The following is a 25192-nucleotide window of genomic DNA, read 5'->3' as shown; positions in this document are numbered from 1 at the left end:
CATCGAAAATAAAAAAAAATTTCTTCGTGCGATGCATCGCTGCCGTAGCCTTCCTTGTCCTGCAGGAACAGCACGGACTGAAGATCCACTTGGAAGTGTTCTTTGCTTCCAAGTTAGCTGAAGCCGTGCCTGCGGAAAGGGAGTCAATTTCACTTGAGAAGCGGGTCAGGTAATTCTAAACGCGAGTAATGTTACGATAGAGTCTATGGAAATTTAGTTTTAAACAACAATCTTTTAGAAAATAGCTTAAAATAATATTAGGAGGGGAAGATGATGAATTTTCAACCATTACAAGATCATTTACAAATTCATTTTAATGATGAATTAATATTGCAACAGGCCTTTACCCATTCTTCCTATGTGAATGAAAATCGAGGCAAAACATCTCAAGATAATGAACGGCTTGAATTTTTAGGAGATGCGGTTTTAGAGCTAGGTGTTTCACAATATTTATATCGAACATACCCGAATATGGCAGAAGGGGAGTTAACGAAATTACGTGCTTCAATTGTCTGTGAACCTGCTTTAGTTGGTTTTGCTAATGATCTCTCTTTTGATGAATATGTGTTACTTGGAAAAGGAGAAGAACGAACAGGTGGGAGAAAGCGTCCAGCATTATTAGCAGATGTTTTCGAAGCCTTTGTAGGTGCACTTTACTTGGATCAAGGTTATGACGTCGTATTAGCTTTCTTAGAAAAATACCTCTATCCTAAAATTGAAAAAGGGGCCTTTTCTCATGCAATGGACTATAAAAGCCAACTGCAAGAATTAGTGCAACAGAATAGAGATGCAGTAATTGAATATGAAATTGTTGAGGAGAAAGGTCCTGCTCACGACCGTGAATTCATTGCAAACGTACATTTGAATCAAGAAATTGCCGGAGTCGGACATGGTAGAACAAAAAAAGAAGCGGAACAACGTGCAGCCAAAAAGGCTTTAGATCAAAGATGAGATATGAAATGTAGGATAAAGTGATTGATGGTTGGCTCGTCTTTATGAAATCTTTTCGTAAAAACAAGCCAACAATCACTCCATTTTATTTACGGATACTTGAAAGTTCTTGAATAAATGCTTGTGTTTCAGAAACACTTAATTGACCTTTTTGAATTAATACATCATACAATGCTTTTAAATCGTCATACTTCTCTAGGTTATAATCATCTGGATCCATAATTGATTCATTTACTACGCGTAACTGACTAGCAATTTCTTTCAAAATATAAGCAAGATTTTCATTTGTTGCTTCATTTAAGTTCAAACGAACACTCCTTTGGTAATCTGACCTTCTATCTCTTCTCTCTTTATGATAAAATAGTTTAGTTGAAATGCAAGCTTTTAGTTGAAATTGTAGTAAAATAAATGATGAATAAAAAATAGTAGCGACTTAATAGGAGAATATATATGTTCCTAAAAAAATTAGAATCAGTTGGTTTTAAATCTTTTGCTGAACGTGTTTCAGTAGATTTTGTTCCTGGTGTTACCGCAGTGGTAGGACCAAACGGAAGCGGAAAAAGTAATATAACGGACGCAATACGTTGGGTTTTAGGAGAACAGTCTGCTAAATCACTGCGTGGTACAAAGATGGAGGATATTATTTTCCAAGGAAGTGATACACGAAAAGCTTTGAATGTTGCAGAAGTTACCCTTGTTTTAGATAACCATGATCAAGCATTACCAATTGATTATGAAGAAGTTAGTGTGACGAGGCGTGTATATCGTTCTGGAGAAAGTGAATATTTGCTAAATAAACAATCTTGTCGATTAAAAGACATTGTTGATTTATTTATGGATTCTGGCTTAGGGCGAGATGCGTTTTCTATTATTAGTCAAGGTAAAGTCGAAGAAATATTAAGTTCAAAAGCGGAAGAAAGACGGACAATATTTGAAGAAGCAGCCGGTGTTCTGAAATATAAAAATCGTAAAAAGAAAGCGGAATATAAACTTGCGGAAACACAGGAAAATTTAAATCGCGTCGAAGATATTACGCATGAAATTGAAAAGCAGTTGGAACCTTTACAACAACAAGCTTCCACAGCAAAAGAATATATCGCCAAAAAAGAAAGTCTGAAAACAAAAGAAATCGCGTTATTAAACGCTGAAATTGAAACGCTTCACAAGCAGTGGTCGGATTATCTGGAAGAAATTAAACAAAATAAAGATGAAGAAATTGCATTTACTACATCTATTCAGCAAAAAGAAGCTGTCTTGGAAAGAGAACGTCAAGATATGCAACAGTTGGATCAATCGATAGAAGCTTTACAAGAAAAATTATTAGCTTTTACGCAAGAATTAGAGAATTTAGAGGGCAATAAGAAGCTGATGGAAGAACGTTCCAAGCACTTTACAGAAAATAAAACGAAATTAGAACAAGAGCTAGAAACACTACAAGTCCGAATTGCTTCTGTAGAAAATGAGTTGAAAACGGAAAATATAAAACTTGCTGAACTCGAGTCTGTACGTAATCAGACGAAGAATCAAACGAAAATAGTACAAAGACAACTAGAAGAATCCGCGGAAAATAGTGAAGAAAAAATAGAAGAACTAAAAAGTGACTATATTGAACTACTGAATAAACAAGCAGCGAAAAGAAACGCCAGACAATCGATTGAGCAACAGTTAAATCAAATGGATCATAGACAAAAAAGCCAAGAATCAAAATTTGAAGATCAATTGACACAACGAGACGCTTTAACACGTGTATTAAGTGAGTATCAAAAGCAATTAGAAGTACAACTTGAAAATCGAAAAGAAAAAGAAGATGGCTTGCATGCTGCTATAGAAGAGCTTAAGCAGATAAAGGATGCTTATCAGGCATCACAAACTAAACTAAGCCAAGGCTATCAGTATATTGAAAAGTTAAAATCAAAAAAAGAAATGCTTGAAGATATGAAGGAAGATTTCCAAGGATTCTTCCAAGGTGTTAAGGCTATATTGAAAGCAAGAGAAGATAAGCGTTTAACAGGCGTACACGGTGCTGTAATCGAATTACTTGATGTTCCTAAGGATTACGTCACTGCAATGGAAACAGCTCTTGGTGGGCAATCGCAGCACATTGTAGTGGATGATGAAGGAATAGCAAGACGAGCAATCGAATGGCTAAAACAATCAAACAATGGAAGAGCGACTTTTTTACCACTAAAAACAATGCGTGCAAAATCGCTACCAGCAAACCTAAAACAAAAAGTGGAGAATCAATCTGGATTTATTGGTGTTGCTAGTGACTTAATTCAATATGACGAAAAATATGATGGCGTCATTCGTTACTTACTTGGGAATACAATATTCGCAAGCACATTAAAAGATGCCAATGCAATTGCTGGTATATTAGAGCGTCGCTATCGTGTTGTAACAATTGAAGGTGATGTTGTTAATCCAGGTGGATCTATGTCTGGTGGTGCGCGAAAAAACACAAATCAATCATTGTTTACAAGAGATAATGATTTACAAGATGTTACAGATAAATTAACTAAATTCAATCAAAATATAGGTGACTTTGAACAAAAAGTTAACAAGCAAAAACAATTAATTTCAGAAAAAGAAGCCGATTTAGAACAAGCTAGGACAAGCATTCAAGCGATGCAACAGGAAGAAAATAAGTTGCGGGAACGAATGGCCGAGAATCAAGCAAACGTCCGTCATATAAATAGTAATCTAAGTATATATGATCAAGAAAAGGCTCAATTTGAAAAAGATAAAAAAGAACTAACAGACCAAAAAATTCAAATTGGGGAAACTCTTACAACATTAGAACAACAATTAAGCAGTAGACAGGATGAGATTACGCGCTTAACGAGTGAGAAAAATACGCACCAAGAAAATTATGCGGATTTAAAAGAAAACTATCACCGTCTACAAGTAACGCTTGCTGAACAAGAAGGACATGCACAACATCAAGTAGAAAAAACTGGAGTTCTGAAACGGACGTTGAGAGAATTTCAGGCGACTGAAAAGAACACGACAGAGCAATTAGATGAGTTGATAGCTTTTCATCAAACCGATGATAAACAATTAGCGTTTGAAGAGAAAGTAGTTCAAAAGCAAAAAGAGAAACAAGAAACAATGGAATCAATTCAAGCAAATCGTCAAAAGAGGTTAAAGCAAACACAATTTAGTGAAGATGCTGAAAGAGAAATTAAAACACTTGTGAATCAAAGGCAAGCAATAATAGAAATAATTCAACAGAAGGAAGTAAAAGCTACCCGTTTGGATGTGGAACTAGAAAATCGATTAAATCATTTGCAAACCGAGTATGTAATTACTTATGAAAAAGCAAAAGCAACCTATCCAACGGCTGCGGATATCAATCAATCAAGTCAAGACGTAAAATTGATTAAGCGATCAATTGAAGAGTTAGGAACCGTTAATTTAGGGGCAATTGATGAATACGATCGGATTGCAGAACGCTATGAATTTTTAGTAGAGCAGCAAACAGATTTATTAGAAGCCAAAGAAACATTATATACGGTTATTGGCGAAATGGATGAAGAGATGAAACGGAAATTCGAAACAACATTCTATCAAATAAAAGAAGAGTTTTCTATAGTGTTCGAACAACTATTTGGTGGTGGAAATGCTGCTTTAATTTTAACAGATCCAACAGATATGTTAGAAACAGGAGTAGATATTAAAGCCCAACCTCCAGGTAAAAAGGCACAACAACTTGGTCTTTTATCTGGTGGAGAAAGAGCGTTGACAGCGATCGCTTTATTGTTTGCAATTCTACGTGTTCGTCCAGTACCGTTTTGTGTATTAGATGAAGTGGAAGCTGCTTTAGATGATGCAAACGTGAATCGATTTGCCCGTTATTTAAAGGACTACAGTAAGAATACACAATTCATCGTGATCACACATAGAAAAGGAACGATGGAAGAAGCGGATGTCCTTTATGGCGTTACGATGCAAGAATCTGGCGTCTCCCGTTTGGTGTCAGTGAAATTAGAAGAGACAAACGGCTTAGTGAAGACAACAATATAATGAAATTGCTAGAGAGGAAGTAGTATATGAGTTTTTTTAAAAAGTTGAAAGAGAAGTTTACCACGACAGAAGAGGAAAGCAATGTATCAGATAAGTACAAAGAAGGTTTAACTAAAACAAGAGACTCCTTCTCTAGTAAGATAAATAACCTGGTTGCTCGGTATCGAACAGTGGATGAGGATTTCTTCGAGGATTTAGAAGAAATCCTCATCCAAGCAGATGTCGGTGTCATGACGGTAATGGATTTAGTCGAAGAATTAAAAACAGAAGTAAAAAGAAAAAACATCAAAGACACAGCTAATTTGAAGGAAGTTATCTCTGAAAAATTAGTGGAGATATACGCTGGTGATGATGATGTTAACACGAAACTAAACATACAGGAGAATGACCTTTCTGTTATTCTTTTCGTTGGTGTCAATGGCGTTGGTAAAACAACAACAATTGGTAAGTTGGCGTATCAACTAAAAGCGCAAGGCAAAAAGGTAGTACTAGTAGCAGGTGATACATTTAGAGCAGGAGCTATTGAACAGCTTGAAGTATGGGGAGAACGTGTTGGTGTTGATGTTATTAAACAGACTGCTGGAAGTGATCCTGCTGCTGTTATATATGACGGTGTTAAAGCAGCGAAATCACGTGGTGCAGATGTTTTACTTTGTGACACTGCCGGCAGATTACAAAATAAAGTGAATTTAATGAATGAATTATCGAAAGTAAAAAGAGTAATTGAACGCGAGATTCCTGGTGCACCACATGAAGTGCTACTTGTGCTAGATGCAACAACAGGACAAAATGCATTAAGCCAAGCAAAAACATTCTCCGCGTCAACAGATGTATCTGGGATAGTCTTATCTAAATTGGACGGTACCGCAAAAGGTGGTATCGTGTTAGCAATTCGAAAAGAATTGAAAATTCCGGTTAAGTATGTTGGATTAGGTGAAAAAGTGACCGATCTAGAGGAATTTGATGCCCATGCATTTGTTTATGGTTTATTTGCTGATATGATTGAACAGGAATAATCATAGAATCCTTGACAGACGAGTAAGCTATCGTCTACTATTTTAAATGTAAAGGTTTTTCACTTAACAAGGAGTGTTTATATTGTTAGAAAAAACAACAAGGGTTAATTTTTTGTTCGACTTTTATCAAGCATTATTGACACCAAAACAACGGAATTACATGGAAATGTATTATCTAGAGGACTATTCATTAGGTGAAATATCAGAAACATATACTATCTCAAGGCAAGCTGTCTATGACAATATTAAACGAACTGAAGCAATGTTAGAGGCATATGAAGAAAAACTTCAGTTATATGGAAAATTTATTTCTCGACAAAAGTTATTGACTGAATTAGAAGAAATACCAGAAATAGCTACACATGCAAAAGCAAAAGAAATTGTGAATAATTTAAAAGAATTAGATTAGGAGGACACCCTCTATGGCATTTGAAGGCTTAGCAGATCGTCTGCAACAGACAATGAAAAAAATGACTGGCAAAGGGAAAGTTAGCGAGCAAGATGTAAAAGAAATGACCCGTGAGGTTCGTCTTGCTTTATTGGAAGCTGATGTAAACTTTAAAGTAGTAAAAGACTTTGTCAAACAAATTAAAGAACGTGCGGTTGGCCAAGAAGTAATGGAGAGTTTAACTCCAGGACAACAAGTAGTTAAAATAGTAAAAGAAGAATTAACAGCTTTAATGGGTGGCGAACAAAGTAAGATTGCAGTAAGTGAAAGGCCGCCAACAGTTATAATGATGGTTGGTTTACAGGGGGCCGGTAAAACAACTACATCCGGTAAATTAGCGAATTTACTCCGAAAGAAACATAATCGGAAGCCATTGTTAGCAGCAGCGGATGTTTATCGCCCAGCGGCTATTAACCAATTAAAAACGATCGGTACACAATTAAGTATTCCTGTTTTTTCAATGGGAACAGAAGCAAATCCAGTTGATATTGCTAATGAAGCTATTGCAAAAGCAAAAGAAGAACATCATGATTATGTGATTATCGATACAGCTGGTCGCTTACATGTTGATGAAAATCTAATGGATGAATTGAAACAAATTAAATCAAATGTTTCACCTGATGAAATATTTTTAGTTGTGGATGCAATGACTGGTCAAGATGCAGTTAATGTTGCTGCGAGTTTTGATGAACAATTAGATATATCAGGGGTAATATTGACCAAGCTAGATGGCGATACACGTGGTGGTGCAGCCCTTTCAATTAAGGCTGTTTTGGATAAACCAATTAAATTCGCTGGTATGGGTGAAAAATTAGATGAGTTAGAACCATTCCATCCAGAAAGAATGGCCTCTCGTATTTTAGGTATGGGAGATGTCTTGTCCTTAATAGAAAAGGCGCAAGATAATGTAGACGAAAAGAAAGTGAAAGAACTTGAGCAGAAAATGCGTTCGTCATCTTTTACATTTGATGACTTCCTCGATCAGATGGCACAAGTGAAAAATATGGGACCGCTTGAAGATATACTTGGTATGATACCAGGTGCGAATAAAATGAAAGGTCTCAAAAACGTACAATTAGATGAGAAGCAACTTGTGCATGTTGAGGCTATTATACAGTCTATGACCAAACAAGAACGTCAAGATCCTAGCATTATGAATGCTAGTCGCAAAAAACGTATTGCCAAAGGGGCAGGACGTCCTGTTTCTGAAGTGAATCGGTTACTAAAGCAATTTGAAGAAATGAAAAAAATGATGAAACAAATGACCAATACACAGCCAGGTAAGAATGGTAAAAAGGGAAAAGGACTTAATTTTCCGTTCATGTAATGTAAAAACACTTTACAGACAATAAAATTTCTGATAGAATCTAGACTTGAGTAAAACATTTATAAATGGAGGTGCGAAAGCATGGCAGTAAAAATCCGCTTAAAGCGTATGGGATCAAAACGTAATCCTTTTTATCGAGTAGTAGTAGCTGATTCTCGTTCTCCTCGTGATGGACGTTTAATCGAGCAAATTGGCACATACAATCCGGTTGCTAATCCGGTTGAAGTGAAATTAGATGAAGCAAAAGCATTAGACTGGATGTCAAAAGGTGCAAAACCAAGTGACACAGTTCGTAACTTATTTTCAAATGAAGGCATCATGAAGAAATTCCACGAGTCTAAAAACCAAAAGTAAAGGTTTGTGATTAATTGGAAACTTTAATTCAAACAATCATAGAGCCATTAGTTGATCATCCAGAAGAAATTCAGGTTAATGTTAAGGAAGATTCCAGTAAGATGGTTTATCATCTTACTGTGCATCCCGATGATGTTGGAAAAGTGATCGGCAAGAATGGTCGAATTGCTAAAGCGATTCGTACAGTGGTTTATGCCGCAGGATCAGATACAAAAAACCGTATTTATCTTGATATTATGTAAAACAGGGAAGGGATATTTCAAACCTTCCCTGTTTCTCTATATACAAGTAGATATATCAACTTTCTCACCCAGAAAATAAGCATGCTGTCTAAAAGACTTTTTTTTTACGAAACAACTACAAACGTTGACTTAACGTACTTGATACCTGCTGCGTCAGCAAATGGTTTCGCTTTCCGTGGGCACAACCTCAGCTATCTATAGAAGCAAAGAGCGCTTCTATAGAGGATCTTCGGTTTGTGCTGTTCCCACAGGAGTCTCAACCATTTGCTTCCTTCGCTGATTTGAGAATCAAATTGTAATGTAAGATAGATACAATTGATATGCGTGTCTGTTACTTAAGAGTAAGTAACTCTCATAGACAATCATCATGCAGTATTTTTGATTCAAATTAGTGTATCAAATGAAATTGGCGACACTCCAGCAGGAACAGCACGGGCTGAAGATCCAATCGGAAGCGTTCTTTGCTTCCGATTTAGCTGAAGCCGTGCCTGCGGAAAGGGAGCCCATTTCATTTGAGAAGCGGTTAGGAAAGTATCACTACGTGCATGTCGTAAAATGTATCGCAAAGATGCTTACGAAAAGAGCTTGAAGTCAACTTAACTTTGGATTGTGAGAATTTTCAAGTTTAACAAGACTTAAATGCCTAGTTACATATGCAAAAATTAAGTGAAGATCTTTTGGAAAATACAAATTAAAATATATCTACATAGGCTCTAAATAAGATATACTAGTATAGGAATAGGTGACATAACTTTGTACAAGATAAGAAAGGTTGAGAATCTGTGCAGATTATCCAAAGAATACTAGTAAAACAAGTTATAACAGAATCCAGTAAAAAGACGATTCAAACAAAATTTAATAAAAAGTTACAGCAACTTGAACAAGAAAGTCAGCAATTGATTTTTGAACGTAAGAAATTAGAACATAAACCTGGTGTTGATAAATATAAGGTGACCAAACGTTTTCAAGAAGAGATACAAAAACGTGAGGAAAGTAAGAAACAGATTCATTTTCAATTAGAACAATTGGAAATAGTACCGATTGGATCAGAAATCGTAGAGAATGAAGTAGAGGCACTAGTTGACGTTCATGAAGGCATGAAGTGGCATCAAGTAATGAAAGAACAAGCAATTATCATTCAAGATGATATTGTTATTAGAGTAGAATAAGAAGGTGTAAATGTGGAAAATAAATTATATAATGTTGGGAAAATCGTCAATACACATGGAATTAAAGGTGAAGTTAAGATCATTAGGATTACAGATTTTGATGATAGATTTGACGTTGGTAACAAACTTTACTTTTTGGGAAAGAATGAAAAAAACCCAATTCAATTAACTGTCGCTAGTCACCGTATGCATAAACAATTTGATTTAGTCCAATTTGAGTCCTATAACACAATTGAGGTTGCTGAAAAGCTAAAAGAAGGTATGCTTATGATTAGAGAGGAACAAAGAGGCACTTTAGATGAAGGAGATTTTTATTACCACGAGATTATCGGGTGTACGGTTTATACAAATGAAAATGAAGAACTTGGTGAGATCAAGGAGATTTTAGCGCCTGGTGCAAACGATGTGTGGGTTGTAACCCGACCAAATCAAAAAGATTTATTAATTCCTTATATTCCTGATGTCGTAAAAGAGGTAAATATCGAAGAGAAGAAAATTATCATTGAACCGATGGAAGGATTGCTAGATTAATGCGTATTGATATACTAACGTTGTTTCCAGAAATGTTTGATGGCGTTATGCAATCATCAATATTAAGAAAAGCACAAGAAGCAGAGGCTTTTGACTATCAAACAATTGATTTTAGAGAGTATACAGACAATAAACACTATAAGGTTGATGATACGCCTTATGGTGGTGGCGCTGGTATGGTACTGATGGCACAACCGATTTTTGATGCCGTAGAGGATGTTACCAAAAAATCAGATAAAAAACCCAGAATCGTTTTATTGTGTCCGCAAGGCGAAAGATACACGCAAGAAAAAGCCGAAGAGTTCGCAAACGAAGAACACCTCGTATTCATTTGTGGGCATTATGAAGGTTATGACGAACGAATAAGACAAGAATTAGTCACGGATGAAATATCAATTGGTGATTATGTTTTAACTGGTGGAGAACTGGGTGCCATGGTTATTATTGATAGCGTTGTTCGCCTTCTTCCAGGTGTATTAGGAAATGAAGCCTCAGCAAGTGAAGATTCATTTTCTAATGGATTGTTAGAGCACCCACATTATACACGACCGGCTGATTTTCGAGGTATGGAAGTTCCAGCCGTTTTATTATCTGGCCACCATAAGAATATTGAAACTTGGAGAAAAAAACAATCCATTCAACGAACTTTTGAAAGAAGAAAAGATTTGCTAGAAAAGTATCCTTTGTCAGATCAAGAAAAAGAATGGATAGAGGCTTTTCAAAAGGATAAAGAAGAATGAAGTAATGGTTGAACTGCAGAAAAGAATGTGTTATATTATTAGTTGTGCTTAAGTGAATGCTTAGGCCATATAAACGATGTTCCGCTGTTAATGAATATAGAATATGAGCATTAGTTTGGAAGGAGTGAGACATAATGCAACAGATAATTGATCAATTAACTAAAGAACAACTTCGTTCAGATCACCCTGATTTTCGTCCTGGTGATACAGTGAAGGTTCACGTTAAAGTTGTCGAAGGAACGCGTGAACGTATTCAGCTATTTGAAGGTGTTGTTATTAAACGCCAAAATGGTGGAATTAGTGAAACATTTACTGTTCGTAAAATTTCTTATGGTGTAGGTGTTGAGCGTACTTTTCCAGTACATTCTCCACGTCTAGATAAGATTGAAGTTTCTCGTCGCGGTAAAGTACGTCGTGCGAAACTTTATTACCTACGTGAGTTACGTGGTAAAGCAGCGCGTATTAAAGAAGATCGCTAATTTGAAATGTAGAAGGAGCTTGCTCAGTCAAGCTCCTTTTTCTCATCTAAAAACAAATTTCCCTATATACTAGTATACATAAAAATAGCAATGAGATTCGTATCGGAGGAGAAACGTGATGGCAGAGAAAAAGAAAAGCGAGTGGTTTGAATGGCTTAAATCATTAGCGATTGCAATTTTGTTAGCTTTCATTGTGAAAACTTTTCTATTCGCGCCTATAGTAGTTGATGGACCTTCTATGCAACCAAATCTACAAGATGGTGATCATATGATTGTAAATAAGATCAACTACAAGATTAATGAACCTGAACGATTTGATATTGTCGTTTTTCATGCAACAGAGGAAAAAGATTATATTAAGCGTGTAATTGGATTACCTGGAGAGACAGTGGAGCTTGAGGACGATACACTTTATATAGATGGTGAAGCAGTAGATGAGACATTCTTGACGGATGAAAAGTCACAGCTAACAGATGGACAGGTATATACGATGGATTTTTCGATGGATGATATCCCTGGTGGCTCTATGGTAATTCCAGAAGATCAGATTTTGGTGTTAGGGGATAACAGAAGTAACTCAACAGACAGTAGAATGCTTGGATTTATCTCGTCTGACCAACTTGTTGGAAATGCTGTCTTTATCTATTGGCCATTTAATCGATTTGGCTTGGCAAACGAATAGGAGGTTTTATCTATGCCCATTCAATGGTTTCCGGGTCATATGGCAAAAGCAAGACGTGAAGTACAAGAAAAACTTAAGTTTGTGGATTTTGTAATTGAATTGGTTGATGCTAGAGCGCCATTATCATCAGAAAATCCAATGTTACATCAAGTTATCCAACAGAAACCGAAGATGCGTGTCCTAATGAAACGAGATCTAGCGGATCCAACTATAACCAAACAGTGGATTAAGTATAATGAATCTAATGATATACCAACTATAGCTGTCGATGTGCAGAATAAACAGGATATTCAACAAGTAATTGAAATGGCTAAAAAAATGACTGAAGAAAAGATGGCACGCTTGAAACGTAAAGGTGTCCGACCACGAGCTGGACGAGCCATGATCATTGGAATTCCAAATGTCGGGAAATCAACATTGATTAATCGACTTGTTAATCGAAAGATTGCAAAAACCGGTGATAGACCAGGTATTACAACAAGTCAACAGTGGATTAAAATAAATAAAGACTTTGAGTTACTAGATACACCAGGTATATTATGGCCTAAATTTGAAGATCAAGTAGTTGGCTATCGCTTAGCGGCAATTGGAACAATTAAAGATCAACTGTTACCGATAGATGATGTAGCTGTGTTTGTTTTAGAATATCTCCAAGCTAACTATTTTTCATTGTTAGAAACACGTTATCAATTGACTGAACGAATAGATGATATGGAAAAATTGTTTGAACATATTGGTAGGCTCAGAGGTTCTTTAGAGAGTGGCGGTTATATTAACATGGAAAAAACTGCAGAACTTATCATTCACGATCTGCGAATTGGTAAGATCGGAAGAGTTACATTAGAAAGACCAGAAAACAGCTGAGTTTTTATTTAAAAGTATACTATTAATAGAAAAATAAAGACATTCCATTCGTGGATGTCTTTATTTTTTGAAATAGAAGACGATATAAGATATATGTGAGAGGAAGATTGTGATGGGGAATAAACAATCAATTGCTGTAATTAAGGCAATGTTAAACGAAGGTGCTGCTACGGCAGAAGAAATAAATAGTTTTAAAACGGACCCTAGAAAAGGTGTTCAAACGGTTGTGAAGCAATATGATCAAAAGTTGGCTAAAGAAGCTGCATTGTCTAAACAATTTGACCAAATGATGGCTTATGAGCGTAAAAACTATCAACTTGGAAAAAAACGAATCGCTGGAATTGATGAAGTAGGGCGAGGACCATTAGCAGGTCCAGTTGTAGCTGCAGCAGTTATTTTACCAGAGGATATCTACCTCCCTGGTATTAACGATTCAAAGCAAATGTCTAAATCAATGAGAGAGACACTTTGCGATCAAATTAAAGAACACGCAATTTGTTATAGTATAGGTATTATCGATAACAATGAAATAGATCGAATTAATATATATCAAGCAACAATAAGAGCGATGAAGCAAGCAATTAGTAAATTGAGTACAATTCCTGATCATTTATTAATTGACGCCATGCCATTGCCAAATATGCCGTATACAATGGATTCTATTATAAAAGGGGACGAAAAAAGTATTTCGATAGCTGCGGCTAGTATATTGGCTAAAGTTACACGAGATAAGATGATGCTCGATTTACATAATGAATTTCCAAACTACTTTTTTAATAAAAATCAAGGGTACGGTACGAAAGATCACATTAAGGCAATAAAAGCGTATGGAATTACACCATTTCATCGGCAATCATTTGCACCGATAAAACGAAAGTGAGGGGATTTAGGTGGCTTTTCAATCAATGGATGTGTCATCAACGCAGCGATCAGCTTCATCCTCAAAAGTACAGCAAAATCAAATGGTCTTAAGACCAGGTCAAATCATATCTGGTAAAATTTTAGAAATATATCCGAATCAACGAGCATCTGTTCAATTGGGCAATCAGAAATTTGTTGCTCAATTACAGACAGCACTGAACTTAGACGGAGAGTATTTTTTTCAGGTGGAAACAGGTAATAAGTTAGTACATCTAAAAGTTTTAACAGATGTACCTGCGAACCAAACATCACAAAACCAAGCGTCAGCACTATTAAAGCAGCTACAGCTACCAGTAACAAAAGAAAATCTCCAATTTGTAAAACAGTTAATCACATCTGAAATCCCCTTTCGTCCATCTGAGTTAAAGCAAGCTTTGCAAATGCAACAAGGAAAAGACAGTAAAGGATCAGCGTTACTAATGGATATGATGCGTCGTCAGTTGCCGATTACATCAACAATGTATGGGGCAATGTCCAGTGAAGGAAAGCAACCTTTAAATACACAATTGCAAAATTTACAATCAATCTTAGCGGGAACAGCGGAAAATGAACCTTTACTTAATCGGATTAATATGCTGTTGCCACAAACAACGAGTCAAACTGATTTATCTACCCTTCTTTCGCAACAAATTGGAAAAGGGGATCCAGCTGTTTTACAACTAGTAAGACAAGCGGGTATCACTAACTTGTTAACAGCAACAACGCCATCAAACCAAGAAACAATCTTAGCAAAATTAAATGCGTTGGCTCAATCTCAATTAGGTTTAACCAATCAGCGAGTAGAACAATTTCAAAAAATATTTCAGTATTCGGATACAAGCGGAGGGAAAATTTCTCCACAGCAATTACAAGCTTTACAAACATTTCTGAATGAGCCATCGACAGCAGCAAAAATGGCTACCATTTTAACTGGAAATGCGAAACAAAAATTTACGAATTGGCAACAGCAACCCACCTTGTCAAACTTAGTGCCAGTTGTCACTGCTTTAAAAATGGTTGCAGATCAACAAGTTACTAAAAGTGTCGAGAGTAAGTTATCGGATCTATTCGTTTCTTTTTCAAAAGGTAGTAACAATGCAAGAATGAACATGCAAAATGATTTATCTACGCTACTTTCAAAACAAATCCAAACGGGTGATCAAGCGACGGTACAATTAGTAAAGCAAGCGGGTATTAGTTCAGGAGAATTATACCCAATAAATCAGCAACAAACTACTGGTTTAAGCTCATCTATTGATAATCAATCCGCTTTTGCAAACTTAAAAGCTTTATTTCAGGTGCAAGTGCCACTAACAGATGCACAAGTATACCAGCTCCAAAAATTATTTCAGACGAATACTAGTGAAGCAAGAGTATCATCACAACAATTGCAAGCATTGCAAACATTTTTAGAACAACCAGGTGTTACATCAAAAATAGTTACTGTTTTAACTGGTGAAGCGAAGCAGAATTTCATGAATTGGCAGCAGCAAGGTTCATTAGCAAACTTGGAAGAAGTTTTTACTGATTTAAAAAAAGTCGCAGAACAACAACTGCCTAAAAATATCGAGCTTAAATTAACAGATATATTAGCACCTTTATCGAGAGAAAGTGGTAATTTTTCAATGAAAGAGCAGTTCCTGTTGCATGCTAAGCAGTTCCTATCATTTTCTGGATTAGATTATGAACACCAACTTCTTCAAGAAAATAGTAAGAACATCCAACAAGAAAATAGTTTAAAACAATTAGTATTACAATCGATGCAATCAGGCCAGTTAGGAAAATCTGAATTAGAGTCTCTCTTACAAACACTAAATGGCATGCAATTAGCAAGTGTAAAAGAAGAAGCGGGTTTTCTACAGGCAAGTATGCAATTACCAGGTCTTTTTGGATTAGAGAAAGATGTCAAAGTTGATTTTGAAAGCAAAAAAGGAGAAGATGGTCAAATAAATCCTGACTATTGCCGCGTGGTCTTTTATTTATCATTAGAAAAAATGGGCGATACAATGATAGATGTGTCGATTCAGAAAAGAGTTGTCCAGTTAACAATCCATAATAAACATGAAGAGGTAGCTACGTTGTTGGATGGTGTAAAACCCATGCTGCAACAAGGGTTAGAGAAAAATGGCTATCAACTTTCTACAGTGAAATACAAACAAATAACTGCTGAAGTGGATAACGAGAGTTCTATGTTACCGAAAAAAGAAACGCAATCACCCATCCATCAAGGAGTTGATTATCGAATATGAGTGATGAATATAAATCTAAACGAGCGATTGCCCTGCGCTATGATCAAAAAAGTGAACAAGCACCAAAAGTTTCTGCGACTGGAAAAGGATATGTTGCAGAGCAAATTATAGAAAGGGCAAGAGAAGCAAATGTGCCAATTCAAGAAGATCATAACTTAGTTGAATTACTAGGTGAGCTAAATATTAATGAAAAAATACCAGAGGATCTATATCAAGTAGTTGCAGAAGTGTTCTCTTATATCTACCATATCGATAAAAACCTAGAGTTAAACCAACGAAAAGGTAAATAAATATAAGCCTCCAATCTTTTTAAATAGATTGGAGGCTTTGTTATTGTTTATAAAGATTTTGAAATATGGATAAACTCCGACATATAGTGCCTGTTCGGTTGTGTTGTTCCCACTGGTGCCTGCGTATTTAAGAATTACTTTATAAATCTTAATCTTATCTTCCGTGCTTCACTACTATTTAATAATTACTGTAAAAAGGATACTGTAAAAACGTATTCTTTTAGAATAATGTCCGTTTTAATCTATTTTTAGTATAATTAAGGTATCAGTAAAAAAGTGATAATCGGATGGAGGAGGCTTTACTTTTGAAAAAAGATTATAAAAGAATTGGTTTAGGTTCGATCTCATTATTGCTATTCATATTTGGACTATTATTTTCTGTTTCATTTGCTAATCAAGAAGCCTATGGAGATAGACTATTAAGATTTATTAAATTAAGTCCCTGGTCAAACGGTGACACAGGAGTGCACTATACAATATTTTATTCGCTTATTTTCTATATACCAGCACTGATTCTGGGTTATAAGTTCAAAAATGACTTCGGGGCAAAATTAGGTAGAACCTTATCATTATGGATTACGATTATTATAATTTTATTAAGTCTGGTTTCTATCGCAGCTTAGTTCAAACTTTATAATAATGGTAGTAATATCCATTAAACGTTACCTGCGGTTGATGTGTTACACCTACTTTAATAGAGCGCGAAAAACCAATCTTACTTAGAATACAGAGAATCAGCACACTGAAAAAAAGGATTTTTCATCAAATTCATATTGGAAAAGGAAAGTGGGAGCTTAGTATGGAAAGATATATAGCGCTACTTAGAGGGATTAACGTTGGAGGACATAATAAAATAAAGATGGCAGAATTAAGAAGTTCGCTTGAACAATTAGGTCTACAGAATATAAAAACATATATTCAAAGTGGAAATATCCTTTTTAAGTCGATGGAGTCCGAAGAAGTTACACAAGAGAAAATCCACCATAAAATTGAAGAAGATTTTGGAGTATCAAGTACTGTTGTTATCAGGACTGCGAAAGAATTACATGATCTTGTTAAGGGATTACCTTTTAAAGAGTTCGATATATCAAGGGCGACTGCTTCTGCAAAGGGAGAGTGTTTGTATGTTGCTATGTTGCCATTAGCACCCTCCACGTCCAATAGTGATAAATTATTATCATATATAAATGATAAAGAACAGTGTGTCATAAAAGGAAGAGATGTCTATCTTTTATTCCATGATAGCATCCGAAATTCTAAGCTTCACAATAATTTAAAGAAGCTTGAGATTCCAGCTACTGTACGTAATTGGAAAACTCTTTCAAAGCTTTCAAGTATGATTGAAGAACTCAATATAACATAGCCTTATATACTGACGCCAGCGGGTAAGGAATCTACGTCGCAATTTTCATCTACTGGTAAGTTGAACAGTTTTAGAGGATGTCTTTGAGATAGCATATGATCGTTTATAGTAAAAAACATATAGACAATTTCTTGCCAATTTTATACTATAGAGTTAATACTTTTATTGAAATAATACAAAAGTGTTAATTTTAAAATTAAAAAGGAGTGCTGTGTATTGTATAATACGCGTTTTCGACTTATTCATCTTCATCGATGTAATCCCACAACTAGAGCCCTTATTCATAAAATACTACGAATAGATCCCACCCTAACAACTATATATGATTTAAAACCAACTGCATTAATGTCGATGTTATCGATATCAAGTGAACGTGCAAACAAATTATATCAAGATCTACATAATCAGAATATAATAGAAAGCATCCATCAAGACTTGGAAAAGTTTCATACATGGACGATTTTAGATCCAAATTACCCGTTAGCTCTAAGGATAATCCCGGATCCACCACTTGTATTATATGGCTTAGGTAATCCCGAATTACTTAACCATAATCCTTCGTTAAGCGTGATTGGTACAAGAAATCCTTCACCTGAAGCTAAACGGAAAATGCACTATATCCTTACACCACTAGTTAAAGCTGACTGGTTGTTTGTTAGTGGTATGGCTTTAGGTATTGATGGCTATGCACATAAAATGGCGTGTCACTATGAAGGTAAGACAATTGCAGTATTAGGTAGTGGTCTCCAACATATTTATCCAAAACAACATAGAGAATTATATAGAAAATTAGTTCAAGAACAGTTGGTTATTTCTGAGTATCCTCCTGATTTTCCACCTCAACGCTATTATTTCCCTGAACGAAATAGAATAATAAGTGGTTTAGGTTTTGGTACTATTGTAATAGAAGCAAAGGAAAAAAGTGGTTCATTAATTACAGTTGATCAAGCATTAGAACAGAGTAGAGAAGTATATGCTGTTCCAGGTGCCCCTTGGTTGGTTCAAACGAACGGTTGTCATAAGATGATTCAAGATGGCGCAAAATTAGTGCAAAATACCTCTGACTTGATTGAGGAATGGGAACAAATTAAACAGAAATGGTGTCAAACTTTAATCGAATTTGGTCAAATATATGCAAATTAAGAAGATAATTCACTTGCTTATGTTTGACAAATCAATAAGAAGTATTTAATAATAGTGAAGATTTATTAATAAAATGAACCAATTATTAATTTTAGTGTATAGTGTGAATATAATCGAAAAAAAGAGTAGACGAAATGAAACCTCTTGGGAGGAAAAGAAATGGCAGATTATCTTGTAATAGTAGAATCACCAGCAAAAGCAAAAACAATTGAACGATATTTAGGTAAAAAATATAAAGTGAAAGCATCAATGGGACATATACGTGACTTACCAAAAAGTCAAATGGCTGTAGATGTAACCGATCACTTTACCCCAAGATATATCACGATTCGTGGTAAGGGTCCTGTATTAAAAGAATTAAAAGCAGCAGCCAAAAAAGTTAAAAAAGTTTATCTAGCAGCTGACCCTGACAGAGAAGGGGAAGCAATTGCATGGCACCTTGCTCATAGCTTAGGTATTGATGAAACATCAGATTGTCGTGTCGTATTTAATGAAATAACGAAAGATGCAATTAAAGAATCATTCAAACATCCACGAAGTATTAACATGGATTTAGTAGATGCACAACAAGCACGTCGAATTCTAGATCGATTAGTAGGTTACAATATTAGCCCGCTTTTATGGAAGAAAGTAAAGAAAGGACTCAGTGCTGGTAGAGTTCAATCAGTAGCAGTGAAAATGATTATTGATAGAGAACGTGAAATAGAAAAATTCGAACCAGAAGAATACTGGTCAATTGATGGTTTATTTGATAAAGATAGTGAGATATTTGATGGTGCTTTTTATGGTATCAAAGGTAAAAAGACCGCATTACCTAACAAAGAAGAAGTAGATAAAATCTTAACCGAATTAAAAGATAAATCATTCCTAGTAGACAAAGTGAAGAAGCGAGAAAGAAAACGAAATCCATCAGCACCATTTATAACATCATCGATTCAACAAGAAGCAGCTAGAAAATTGAATTTTAGAGCTCGAAAAACAATGATGGTTGCGCAACAGTTATATGAAGGAATTGATTTAGGTAAAAAAGATGGTGGAATTACTGGTTTGATCACTTACATGAGAACAGATTCAACTCGTTTATCTGATACGGCTAAGAACGAAGGAAAGGAATTTATTATCGAGAAGTACGGAGCTGAGTTTATCGGAGATGTGAAACAAAAGAAAAACGCTGAAGGTGCCCAAGATGCACACGAAGCAATTCGACCAACAGCTGCATCTCGTGATCCAGCTTCATTAAAAAGTGTACTATCGAGGGACCAATATAGATTATATAAATTAATTTGGGATCGATTTATTTCTAGCCTAATGGCTCCAGCAGTGATGGATACGATGACAGTACATTTAGTGCAGAATGGTGTGGAATTTAGGGCTACTGGTTCTAAAGTTAAATTTAAAGGGTTTATGAAAGTATATGTAGAAGGTAACGATGATAATATATCTGATGCAGATAAACTTTTACCTGCTCTAGAAGAAGGTATGCACGTAGAAGCAACTGAAATTAAACCAAACCAACACTTTACACAGCCACCTCCACGCTACACGGAAGCGCGCTTAGTTAAAACGATGGAGGAACAAGGTATAGGAAGACCATCAACCTATGCACCTACGCTTGATACCGTACAAAGACGTGGTTATGTTACATTGGACAACAAGCGATTTGTGCCAACAGAACTTGGTTATATTGTTCTGGATCTCGTTGAAGAATTTTTCCCTGAAATCATTGACGTTGCATTTACCGTTAAAATGGAAGGCGATTTGGATGCAGTCGAGGCGGGCACAACAAATTGGGTGCAAATCATCGATGATTTCTACCAAGGATTTGATAAACGCTTAAAGACAGCCGAACTTGAAATGGAAAAAGTTGAAATACGTGATGAACCGGCGGGAATTGACTGTGAATTTTGTGAACACGAAATGGTTTACAAAATGGGCAGATATGGGAAGTTTTTAGCTTGCTCCAATTTCCCTGAGTGCCGTAATACGAAACCAATTTTAAAAGAAATTGGTGTGACGTGCCCTAAATGTAAAACGGGTAATGTAGTAGAGAGAAAATCAAAGAAGAAAAGAACTTTCTTTGGATGTGATACATATCCAGAATGTGATTTTATCTCATGGGATAAACCAGTATCACGCCCTTGTCCAAAATGTGAAAATCTTTTGGTTGAAAAGAAAGCTAAAAAAGGAACACAAATACAATGTACATCTTGTGATTATCAAGAAGAAGCGCAAGAGTAGAAATTATTTAAAGCAATCTGTGAGATCACACAGATTGCTTTTTTTAAGATAATGTATGTAATTTTGTTGTTAGACAAGGATATATTACATAATAATAGGATATAAATGATACTAATAGAAAATTATAATATTGGGATGAACGTCTCAATTGAAAAGAGTATTAAATATGGATTGACATCCTGAATGGAAACAGCTATAATTTTTCGGTGGTAAGTAATAATACTTGACAGGTCATAAAGTAATTGTACATATGTATAAAACAATTCAGAATTTTCAATTGCAACCTTACTTTTAATATGTTAAGCTTTAACCGCCTATAATGAGGTGAATTTATGGAAGCAATGGATGAAAATACTATACTACTGCAACAATTTCGAGAATACCTACAAATTGAAAAGAATGCATCGCCATACACATTAACATATTATACAAAAGATATTGAATCATTTTACAAATTCCTTTCAGAAGAATCGATTCATTTCTTGTCTGAAGTTGATTATCAAACAGTGCGTATATTTTTGACCAAACAATATGATCTGCAGTTATCCAGACGCAGTGTATCCAGAAAAATATCAAGTCTACGCAGTTTTTTTCGATTCTTAGAACGAGAAGAAAAGGTTCAAACTAATCCATTTTTACATCTATCACTTCCAAAGGCAGATAAGATGGTACCAGATTTTTTATATCAAGAAGAGCTAGAAAAATTATTTACTATTTGTGATTTAGAGACTCCATTAGGTCAAAGAAATCAGGCCTTGTTAGAGCTTATGTATGCAACTGGAATTCGAGTAAGTGAATGCACAACGCTAACGGAAGATGCAATTGACTTTAGTTTGAAAACAATTTTAGTTATCGGTAAAGGGCGCAAGGAACGTTATATACCATTCGGTTCATTTGCGGAAATAGCTTTAAAACGATATATAAGTGATGGACGAGAATCTTTGTTGAAAAAACCAAATTCTTTTCCAACGAATATGATTTTTTTGAATGCAAAAGGCAAGCCACTTACGACCCGTGGTGTTCGATTGATTTTCACTAATATAGTGAAGGACACTGCCTTAACGATTAATCTTCATCCACACACACTTCGGCACACATTTGCTACCCATATGTTAAATGCCGGTGCTGATCTAAGAAGTGTGCAAGAATTATTGGGACACGAACATCTTTCGTCTACACAAATCTATACACACGTAACGAAGGATCGATTGCGCCATATTTATATGGATAGTCACCCTCGTGCAATCAATAGAGATAATTGAAAGAGGTGGAAAGATGAGTTCAGAATTTCATGCGACAACTATTTTTGCGATTCAACATAATGGAGAATGTGCGATGAGTGGTGATGGCCAAGTTACCATGGGAAATGCAGTAGTAATGAAACATAAGGCACGTAAAGTACGTAAATTAGCTAAGGGGCAAGTTTTAGCTGGCTTTGCCGGATCAGTAGCAGATGCGTTTACTCTTTTTGAAAAGTTTGAAGCAAAACTGGAAGCGTTTAATGGTAACCTTCAACGGTCTTCCGTTGAATTAGCGAAAGAATGGCGAAGTGATAAAGTCTTACGCAAGCTAGAAGCGATGCTAATTGTAATGAACAAAGAAACGTTATTACTCGTTTCAGGAACTGGAGAAGTGATTGAACCTGATGATGGCGTTTTAGCAATTGGTTCCGGTGGCAACTATGCGCTTGCTGCAGGAAGAGCATTGAAATACCATAGTTCAGAATTATCTGCTAAAGAAATTGCACAGGCAGCTTTAGAAATAGCGGGTGACATTTGTGTGTATACGAATGATCAAATTACATTAGAAGTTATTGAGTAAAGTAGGGAGGCTATATATATGGGAATGGATATGTCCCCGAAACAAATAGTTGCGGAGCTGGATAAGTTCATTATTGGTCAAATGCAAGCGAAAAAGTCTGTTGCTATTGCACTTAGAAATCGTTATCGCAGGATGCAATTAGATGATAAAATTCGTGATGAGATTGTTCCGAAAAACATTATAATGATTGGTCCTACTGGCGTTGGTAAAACGGAAATTGCTAGAAGATTGGCTAAATTAGTAGGTGCTCCTTTTGTGAAAGTTGAGGCAACAAAGTTCACTGAAGTTGGTTATGTAGGACGTGATGTCGAGTCAATGGTACGTGATCTTGTTGAAATGTCGATTCGAATGGTCAAAGAAGAAAAAATGGAACAAGTACAAGATAAGGCGAAAGAGTTGGCTACACAACGCTTAATTAAATTACTTGTCCCTGCTGTAAAAAAACAACAAAATAATTTTAAGAATCCGTTTGAAATGCTTTTCCAAGGCCAAGACACACAAGAAGAACAAACAGATGAAGTGAATGAGAAAGACCAAGAAGTTGAAACGAAACGCGAGCGAATTGCCCGTCAGTTGCAGTTGGGAGAACTAGAAGATGTTATTGTTTCAGTTGAAGTAGATGAACAAACACCTTCTATGTTTGATATGATGCAAGGTTCGGGTATGGAACAAATGGGAATGAATATGCAAGATGCTTTCGGTCAACTAATGCCGAAGAAAAAGAAAAAAAGAAAATTGGCTGTTAAAGATGCACGAAAGATTTTAACCCAACAAGAAGCGAATAAATTAATTGATATGGATGAAGTAACACAGATCGCAACGGATAAAGTAGAGCAATCAGGTATTATTTTTATTGATGAGATTGATAAAGTTGCTGCTAAAAATGAAAACCAAGCAAATGTATCTCGTGAAGGTGTACAACGTGATATCCTACCAATTATCGAAGGTTCAACTGTGGTAACAAAATATGGGGCAGTCAAAACCGATCATATTTTATTTATTGCTGCAGGTGCTTTTCATATGGCTAAACCGTCTGATTTAATACCTGAGTTGCAAGGCCGTTTTCCGATTCGCGTTGAATTAGAAAAACTGTCGATAGAGGATTTCAAACGAATTTTAGTTGAACCCTCTAATGCACTGTTAAAACAATATCAAGCTTTATTGAAAACAGAAGGTATAGAGGTACTATTTACAGATGATGCGATTACTCGCTTGGCAGAAGTAGCATTTCAAGTAAATCAAGAAACTGATAACATTGGTGCGAGAAGACTGCATACTATTCTAGAGAAGCTATTAGAAGAATTATCATATGAAGCAGCTGATGTAACAATGCCAACAATTGAGATTACCGAAAGTTATGTTAACGATAAGCTAAGCTCCATTGCTAAAAACAAAGATCTAAGTCAATATATTTTATAAAGTTGAAAATAAGTCATTCTTCTAAATGGATGCGATTTTCACTTATCTTACAATTCATATAACAGGATACCTAAAATCAGAGTGGAGGAACATCATGGAACTATTAGAAAGAGCAAGAAAAATCAATTCTATTTTGCAAAAAACAACAAGTAAATCAGTAAACTTTAATGACATGGCTGGGGCATTGCGTGACATTATCACGGCAAATATTTTTGTTGTTAGTAGAAGAGGAAAGTTATTAGGTTTTGCAATTAATCAACAAATTGAAAATGAACGAATGAAATCAATGTTAGAGGAAAGACAGTTCCCTCAGGAATATACTGATAGTTTGTTTAATATTAATGAAACGACTTCAAATATTGATATTGACAGCTCATATACAGCATTCCCAGTTGAAAATCGTGAATTATTTAAAAGTGGTCTAACAACAATTGTTCCTATTATTGGTGGTGGAGATAGACTTGGAACATTAATATTAAGTCGTTTAACCAATAGTTTTAATGACGATGACTTACTACTTGCTGAATATGGTGCTACAGTTGTCGGTATGGAAATTTTACATGAAAAAACAGAAGAAATTGAGACAGAGGCACGTAGTAAAGCTGTTGTGCAAATGGCAATTAGCTCATTATCATATAGTGAATTAGAAGCGATTGAACATATTTTTGAAGAATTAGATGGTACGGAAGGTTTGCTAGTAGCGAGTAAGATTGCTGATCGAGTAGGAATTACTAGATCTGTAATTGTTAACGCATTACGCAAACTAGAAAGTGCTGGCGTTATTGAATCTCGTTCATTAGGAATGAAGGGAACGTACATTAAAGTTCTTAATAACAAGTTTTTAGTAGAACTACAAAAAATTAGATCAAACTAAATAAAAGTAGCATTCTGATAAATTCAGAATGCTACTTTTTTAGCTTTTTTTTTATATTATTAGGACAAC

General features: G+C 35.5%; 25 protein-coding genes. 24 read left to right on the top strand and 1 reads right to left on the bottom strand.

All coding sequences use genetic code 11. The annotated features are described in order from the left end of the window. The first annotated feature begins 270 nt into the window (after window positions 1-270). On the top strand, window positions 271-951 hold the full coding sequence (rnc, locus tag D2K60_RS09385) for a ribonuclease III (protein ID WP_117169741.1): 681 nt from the start codon (window positions 271-273) through the stop codon (window positions 949-951). A gap of 85 nt (window positions 952-1036) precedes the next feature. On the opposite strand, the gene D2K60_RS09380 is transcribed toward rnc, so the two are convergent. Further along, window positions 1037-1258, bottom strand: coding sequence for a DUF1128 domain-containing protein (locus D2K60_RS09380; protein WP_117169740.1), 222 nt, complete (start codon window positions 1256-1258; stop codon window positions 1037-1039). Window positions 1259-1401: 143 nt separating this feature from the next. On the opposite strand from D2K60_RS09380, the gene smc reads away from it, so the two are divergent. From smc to codY, 23 genes are all read left to right on the top strand, one after another. Further along, window positions 1402-4974, top strand: a complete 3573-nt coding sequence (gene smc / locus D2K60_RS09375) for a chromosome segregation protein SMC (RefSeq protein ID WP_117169739.1) — start codon at window positions 1402-1404, stop codon at window positions 4972-4974. A 26-nt stretch (window positions 4975-5000) separates the two neighbouring features. Further along, window positions 5001-5990, top strand: coding sequence for a signal recognition particle-docking protein FtsY (ftsY, locus tag D2K60_RS09370; RefSeq protein ID WP_117169738.1), 990 nt, complete (start codon window positions 5001-5003; stop codon window positions 5988-5990). A gap of 82 nt (window positions 5991-6072) precedes the next feature. Continuing rightward, entirely contained in the window at window positions 6073-6399 is a 327-nt protein-coding gene (locus tag D2K60_RS09365; RefSeq protein ID WP_117169737.1) for a putative DNA-binding protein, read from the top strand. Window positions 6400-6412: 13 nt separating this feature from the next. Then, on the top strand, window positions 6413-7765 hold the full coding sequence (ffh, locus tag D2K60_RS09360) for a signal recognition particle protein (RefSeq protein ID WP_117169736.1): 1353 nt from the start codon (window positions 6413-6415) through the stop codon (window positions 7763-7765). Window positions 7766-7846: 81 nt separating this feature from the next. Next, window positions 7847-8119 carry a 30S ribosomal protein S16 gene (rpsP, locus tag D2K60_RS09355; RefSeq protein WP_117169735.1) on the top strand — a complete coding sequence of 91 codons (273 nt, stop codon included), beginning with the start codon at window positions 7847-7849 and terminating at the stop codon, window positions 8117-8119. 14 nt (window positions 8120-8133) lie between these two features. After that, a complete protein-coding gene (locus D2K60_RS09350; protein ID WP_117169734.1) occupies window positions 8134-8361 on the top strand; it encodes a KH domain-containing protein in 228 nt (75 codons plus the stop codon). Between the two features lie 782 nt (window positions 8362-9143). Then, the gene (locus D2K60_RS09340; protein WP_117169732.1) at window positions 9144-9530 is read left to right on the top strand and encodes a YlqD family protein; all 387 of its coding nucleotides are present in this window, start codon (window positions 9144-9146) and stop codon (window positions 9528-9530) included. A 12-nt stretch (window positions 9531-9542) separates the two neighbouring features. Beyond that, window positions 9543-10061 carry a ribosome maturation factor RimM gene (rimM, locus tag D2K60_RS09335; RefSeq protein ID WP_117169731.1) on the top strand — a complete coding sequence of 173 codons (519 nt, stop codon included), beginning with the start codon at window positions 9543-9545 and terminating at the stop codon, window positions 10059-10061. Next, window positions 10061-10801, top strand: a complete 741-nt coding sequence (gene trmD / locus D2K60_RS09330; RefSeq protein WP_117169730.1) for a tRNA (guanosine(37)-N1)-methyltransferase TrmD — start codon at window positions 10061-10063, stop codon at window positions 10799-10801. Before rimM ends, trmD begins: the two co-directional genes overlap by 1 nt. Before the next feature lie 134 nt (window positions 10802-10935). Next, the gene (gene rplS, locus D2K60_RS09325) at window positions 10936-11280 is read left to right on the top strand and encodes a 50S ribosomal protein L19 (RefSeq protein ID WP_117169729.1); all 345 of its coding nucleotides are present in this window, start codon (window positions 10936-10938) and stop codon (window positions 11278-11280) included. Between the two features lie 118 nt (window positions 11281-11398). Beyond that, complete coding sequence (gene lepB / locus D2K60_RS09320) at window positions 11399-11962, top strand: signal peptidase I (RefSeq protein WP_117169728.1); 564 nt, start codon at window positions 11399-11401, stop codon at window positions 11960-11962. Window positions 11963-11974: 12 nt separating this feature from the next. Continuing rightward, a complete protein-coding gene (gene ylqF, locus D2K60_RS09315; RefSeq protein WP_117169727.1) occupies window positions 11975-12826 on the top strand; it encodes a ribosome biogenesis GTPase YlqF in 852 nt (283 codons plus the stop codon). 112 nt (window positions 12827-12938) lie between these two features. Beyond that, entirely contained in the window at window positions 12939-13706 is a 768-nt protein-coding gene (locus D2K60_RS09310; RefSeq protein ID WP_117169726.1) for a ribonuclease HII, read from the top strand. A 10-nt stretch (window positions 13707-13716) separates the two neighbouring features. Beyond that, window positions 13717-15975, top strand: coding sequence for a hypothetical protein (locus tag D2K60_RS09305; protein WP_162880743.1), 2259 nt, complete (start codon window positions 13717-13719; stop codon window positions 15973-15975). Then, on the top strand, window positions 15972-16265 hold the full coding sequence (locus tag D2K60_RS09300) for an EscU/YscU/HrcU family type III secretion system export apparatus switch protein (RefSeq protein WP_117169724.1): 294 nt from the start codon (window positions 15972-15974) through the stop codon (window positions 16263-16265). Before D2K60_RS09305 ends, D2K60_RS09300 begins: the two co-directional genes overlap by 4 nt. A gap of 305 nt (window positions 16266-16570) precedes the next feature. Beyond that, window positions 16571-16888, top strand: a complete 318-nt coding sequence (locus D2K60_RS09295) for a hypothetical protein (RefSeq protein WP_117169723.1) — start codon at window positions 16571-16573, stop codon at window positions 16886-16888. Window positions 16889-17064: 176 nt separating this feature from the next. Beyond that, window positions 17065-17628, top strand: a complete 564-nt coding sequence (locus tag D2K60_RS09290) for a DUF1697 domain-containing protein (protein WP_117169722.1) — start codon at window positions 17065-17067, stop codon at window positions 17626-17628. Window positions 17629-17844: 216 nt separating this feature from the next. Next, window positions 17845-18771 (top strand): DNA-processing protein DprA, encoded by a 927-nt coding sequence (gene dprA, locus D2K60_RS09285; protein WP_117169721.1) that lies wholly within the window; start codon window positions 17845-17847, stop codon window positions 18769-18771. Between the two features lie 159 nt (window positions 18772-18930). After that, on the top strand, window positions 18931-21009 hold the full coding sequence (topA, locus tag D2K60_RS09280; protein WP_117169720.1) for a type I DNA topoisomerase: 2079 nt from the start codon (window positions 18931-18933) through the stop codon (window positions 21007-21009). A 341-nt stretch (window positions 21010-21350) separates the two neighbouring features. Then, window positions 21351-22271, top strand: coding sequence for a tyrosine recombinase XerC (gene xerC, locus D2K60_RS09275; RefSeq protein WP_117170376.1), 921 nt, complete (start codon window positions 21351-21353; stop codon window positions 22269-22271). A 13-nt stretch (window positions 22272-22284) separates the two neighbouring features. Then, window positions 22285-22830 carry an ATP-dependent protease subunit HslV gene (gene hslV / locus D2K60_RS09270; protein WP_117169719.1) on the top strand — a complete coding sequence of 182 codons (546 nt, stop codon included), beginning with the start codon at window positions 22285-22287 and terminating at the stop codon, window positions 22828-22830. An 18-nt stretch (window positions 22831-22848) separates the two neighbouring features. Next, window positions 22849-24249, top strand: a complete 1401-nt coding sequence (hslU, locus tag D2K60_RS09265; protein WP_117169718.1) for an HslU--HslV peptidase ATPase subunit — start codon at window positions 22849-22851, stop codon at window positions 24247-24249. 94 nt (window positions 24250-24343) lie between these two features. Next, window positions 24344-25123: a GTP-sensing pleiotropic transcriptional regulator CodY gene (codY, locus tag D2K60_RS09260; RefSeq protein ID WP_117169717.1), complete on the top strand. Its 780-nt coding sequence runs from the start codon at window positions 24344-24346 to the stop codon at window positions 25121-25123. Window positions 25124-25192: the final 69 nt, after the last annotated feature.

The sequence above is a fragment of the Paraliobacillus sediminis genome (assembly GCF_003426055.1).
This window is presented reverse-complemented; position numbering and strand designations above follow the sequence as displayed.

What these genes read in the sequence shown, in the direction of transcription:
- D2K60_RS09310 (WP_117169726.1), top strand. Translation starts at nt 12,939, where the DNA reads ATGGGGAATAAACAATCAATTGCTGTAATTAAGGCAATGTTAAACGAA.
- ffh (WP_117169736.1), top strand. Translation starts at nt 6,413, where the DNA reads ATGGCATTTGAAGGCTTAGCAGATCGTCTGCAACAGACAATGAAAAAA.
- smc (WP_117169739.1), top strand. Translation starts at nt 1,402, where the DNA reads ATGTTCCTAAAAAAATTAGAATCAGTTGGTTTTAAATCTTTTGCTGAA.
- trmD (WP_117169730.1), top strand. Translation starts at nt 10,061, where the DNA reads ATGCGTATTGATATACTAACGTTGTTTCCAGAAATGTTTGATGGCGTT.
- rpsP (WP_117169735.1), top strand. Translation starts at nt 7,847, where the DNA reads ATGGCAGTAAAAATCCGCTTAAAGCGTATGGGATCAAAACGTAATCCT.
- lepB (WP_117169728.1), top strand. Translation starts at nt 11,399, where the DNA reads ATGGCAGAGAAAAAGAAAAGCGAGTGGTTTGAATGGCTTAAATCATTA.
- rplS (WP_117169729.1), top strand. Translation starts at nt 10,936, where the DNA reads ATGCAACAGATAATTGATCAATTAACTAAAGAACAACTTCGTTCAGAT.
- codY (WP_117169717.1), top strand. Translation starts at nt 24,344, where the DNA reads ATGGAACTATTAGAAAGAGCAAGAAAAATCAATTCTATTTTGCAAAAA.
- ftsY (WP_117169738.1), top strand. Translation starts at nt 5,001, where the DNA reads ATGAGTTTTTTTAAAAAGTTGAAAGAGAAGTTTACCACGACAGAAGAG.
- rnc (WP_117169741.1), top strand. Translation starts at nt 271, where the DNA reads ATGATGAATTTTCAACCATTACAAGATCATTTACAAATTCATTTTAAT.
- topA (WP_117169720.1), top strand. Translation starts at nt 18,931, where the DNA reads ATGGCAGATTATCTTGTAATAGTAGAATCACCAGCAAAAGCAAAAACA.
- ylqF (WP_117169727.1), top strand. Translation starts at nt 11,975, where the DNA reads ATGCCCATTCAATGGTTTCCGGGTCATATGGCAAAAGCAAGACGTGAA.
- hslU (WP_117169718.1), top strand. Translation starts at nt 22,849, where the DNA reads ATGGGAATGGATATGTCCCCGAAACAAATAGTTGCGGAGCTGGATAAG.
- hslV (WP_117169719.1), top strand. Translation starts at nt 22,285, where the DNA reads ATGAGTTCAGAATTTCATGCGACAACTATTTTTGCGATTCAACATAAT.
- D2K60_RS09300 (WP_117169724.1), top strand. Translation starts at nt 15,972, where the DNA reads ATGAGTGATGAATATAAATCTAAACGAGCGATTGCCCTGCGCTATGAT.
- D2K60_RS09290 (WP_117169722.1), top strand. Translation starts at nt 17,065, where the DNA reads ATGGAAAGATATATAGCGCTACTTAGAGGGATTAACGTTGGAGGACAT.
- xerC (WP_117170376.1), top strand. Translation starts at nt 21,351, where the DNA reads ATGGATGAAAATACTATACTACTGCAACAATTTCGAGAATACCTACAA.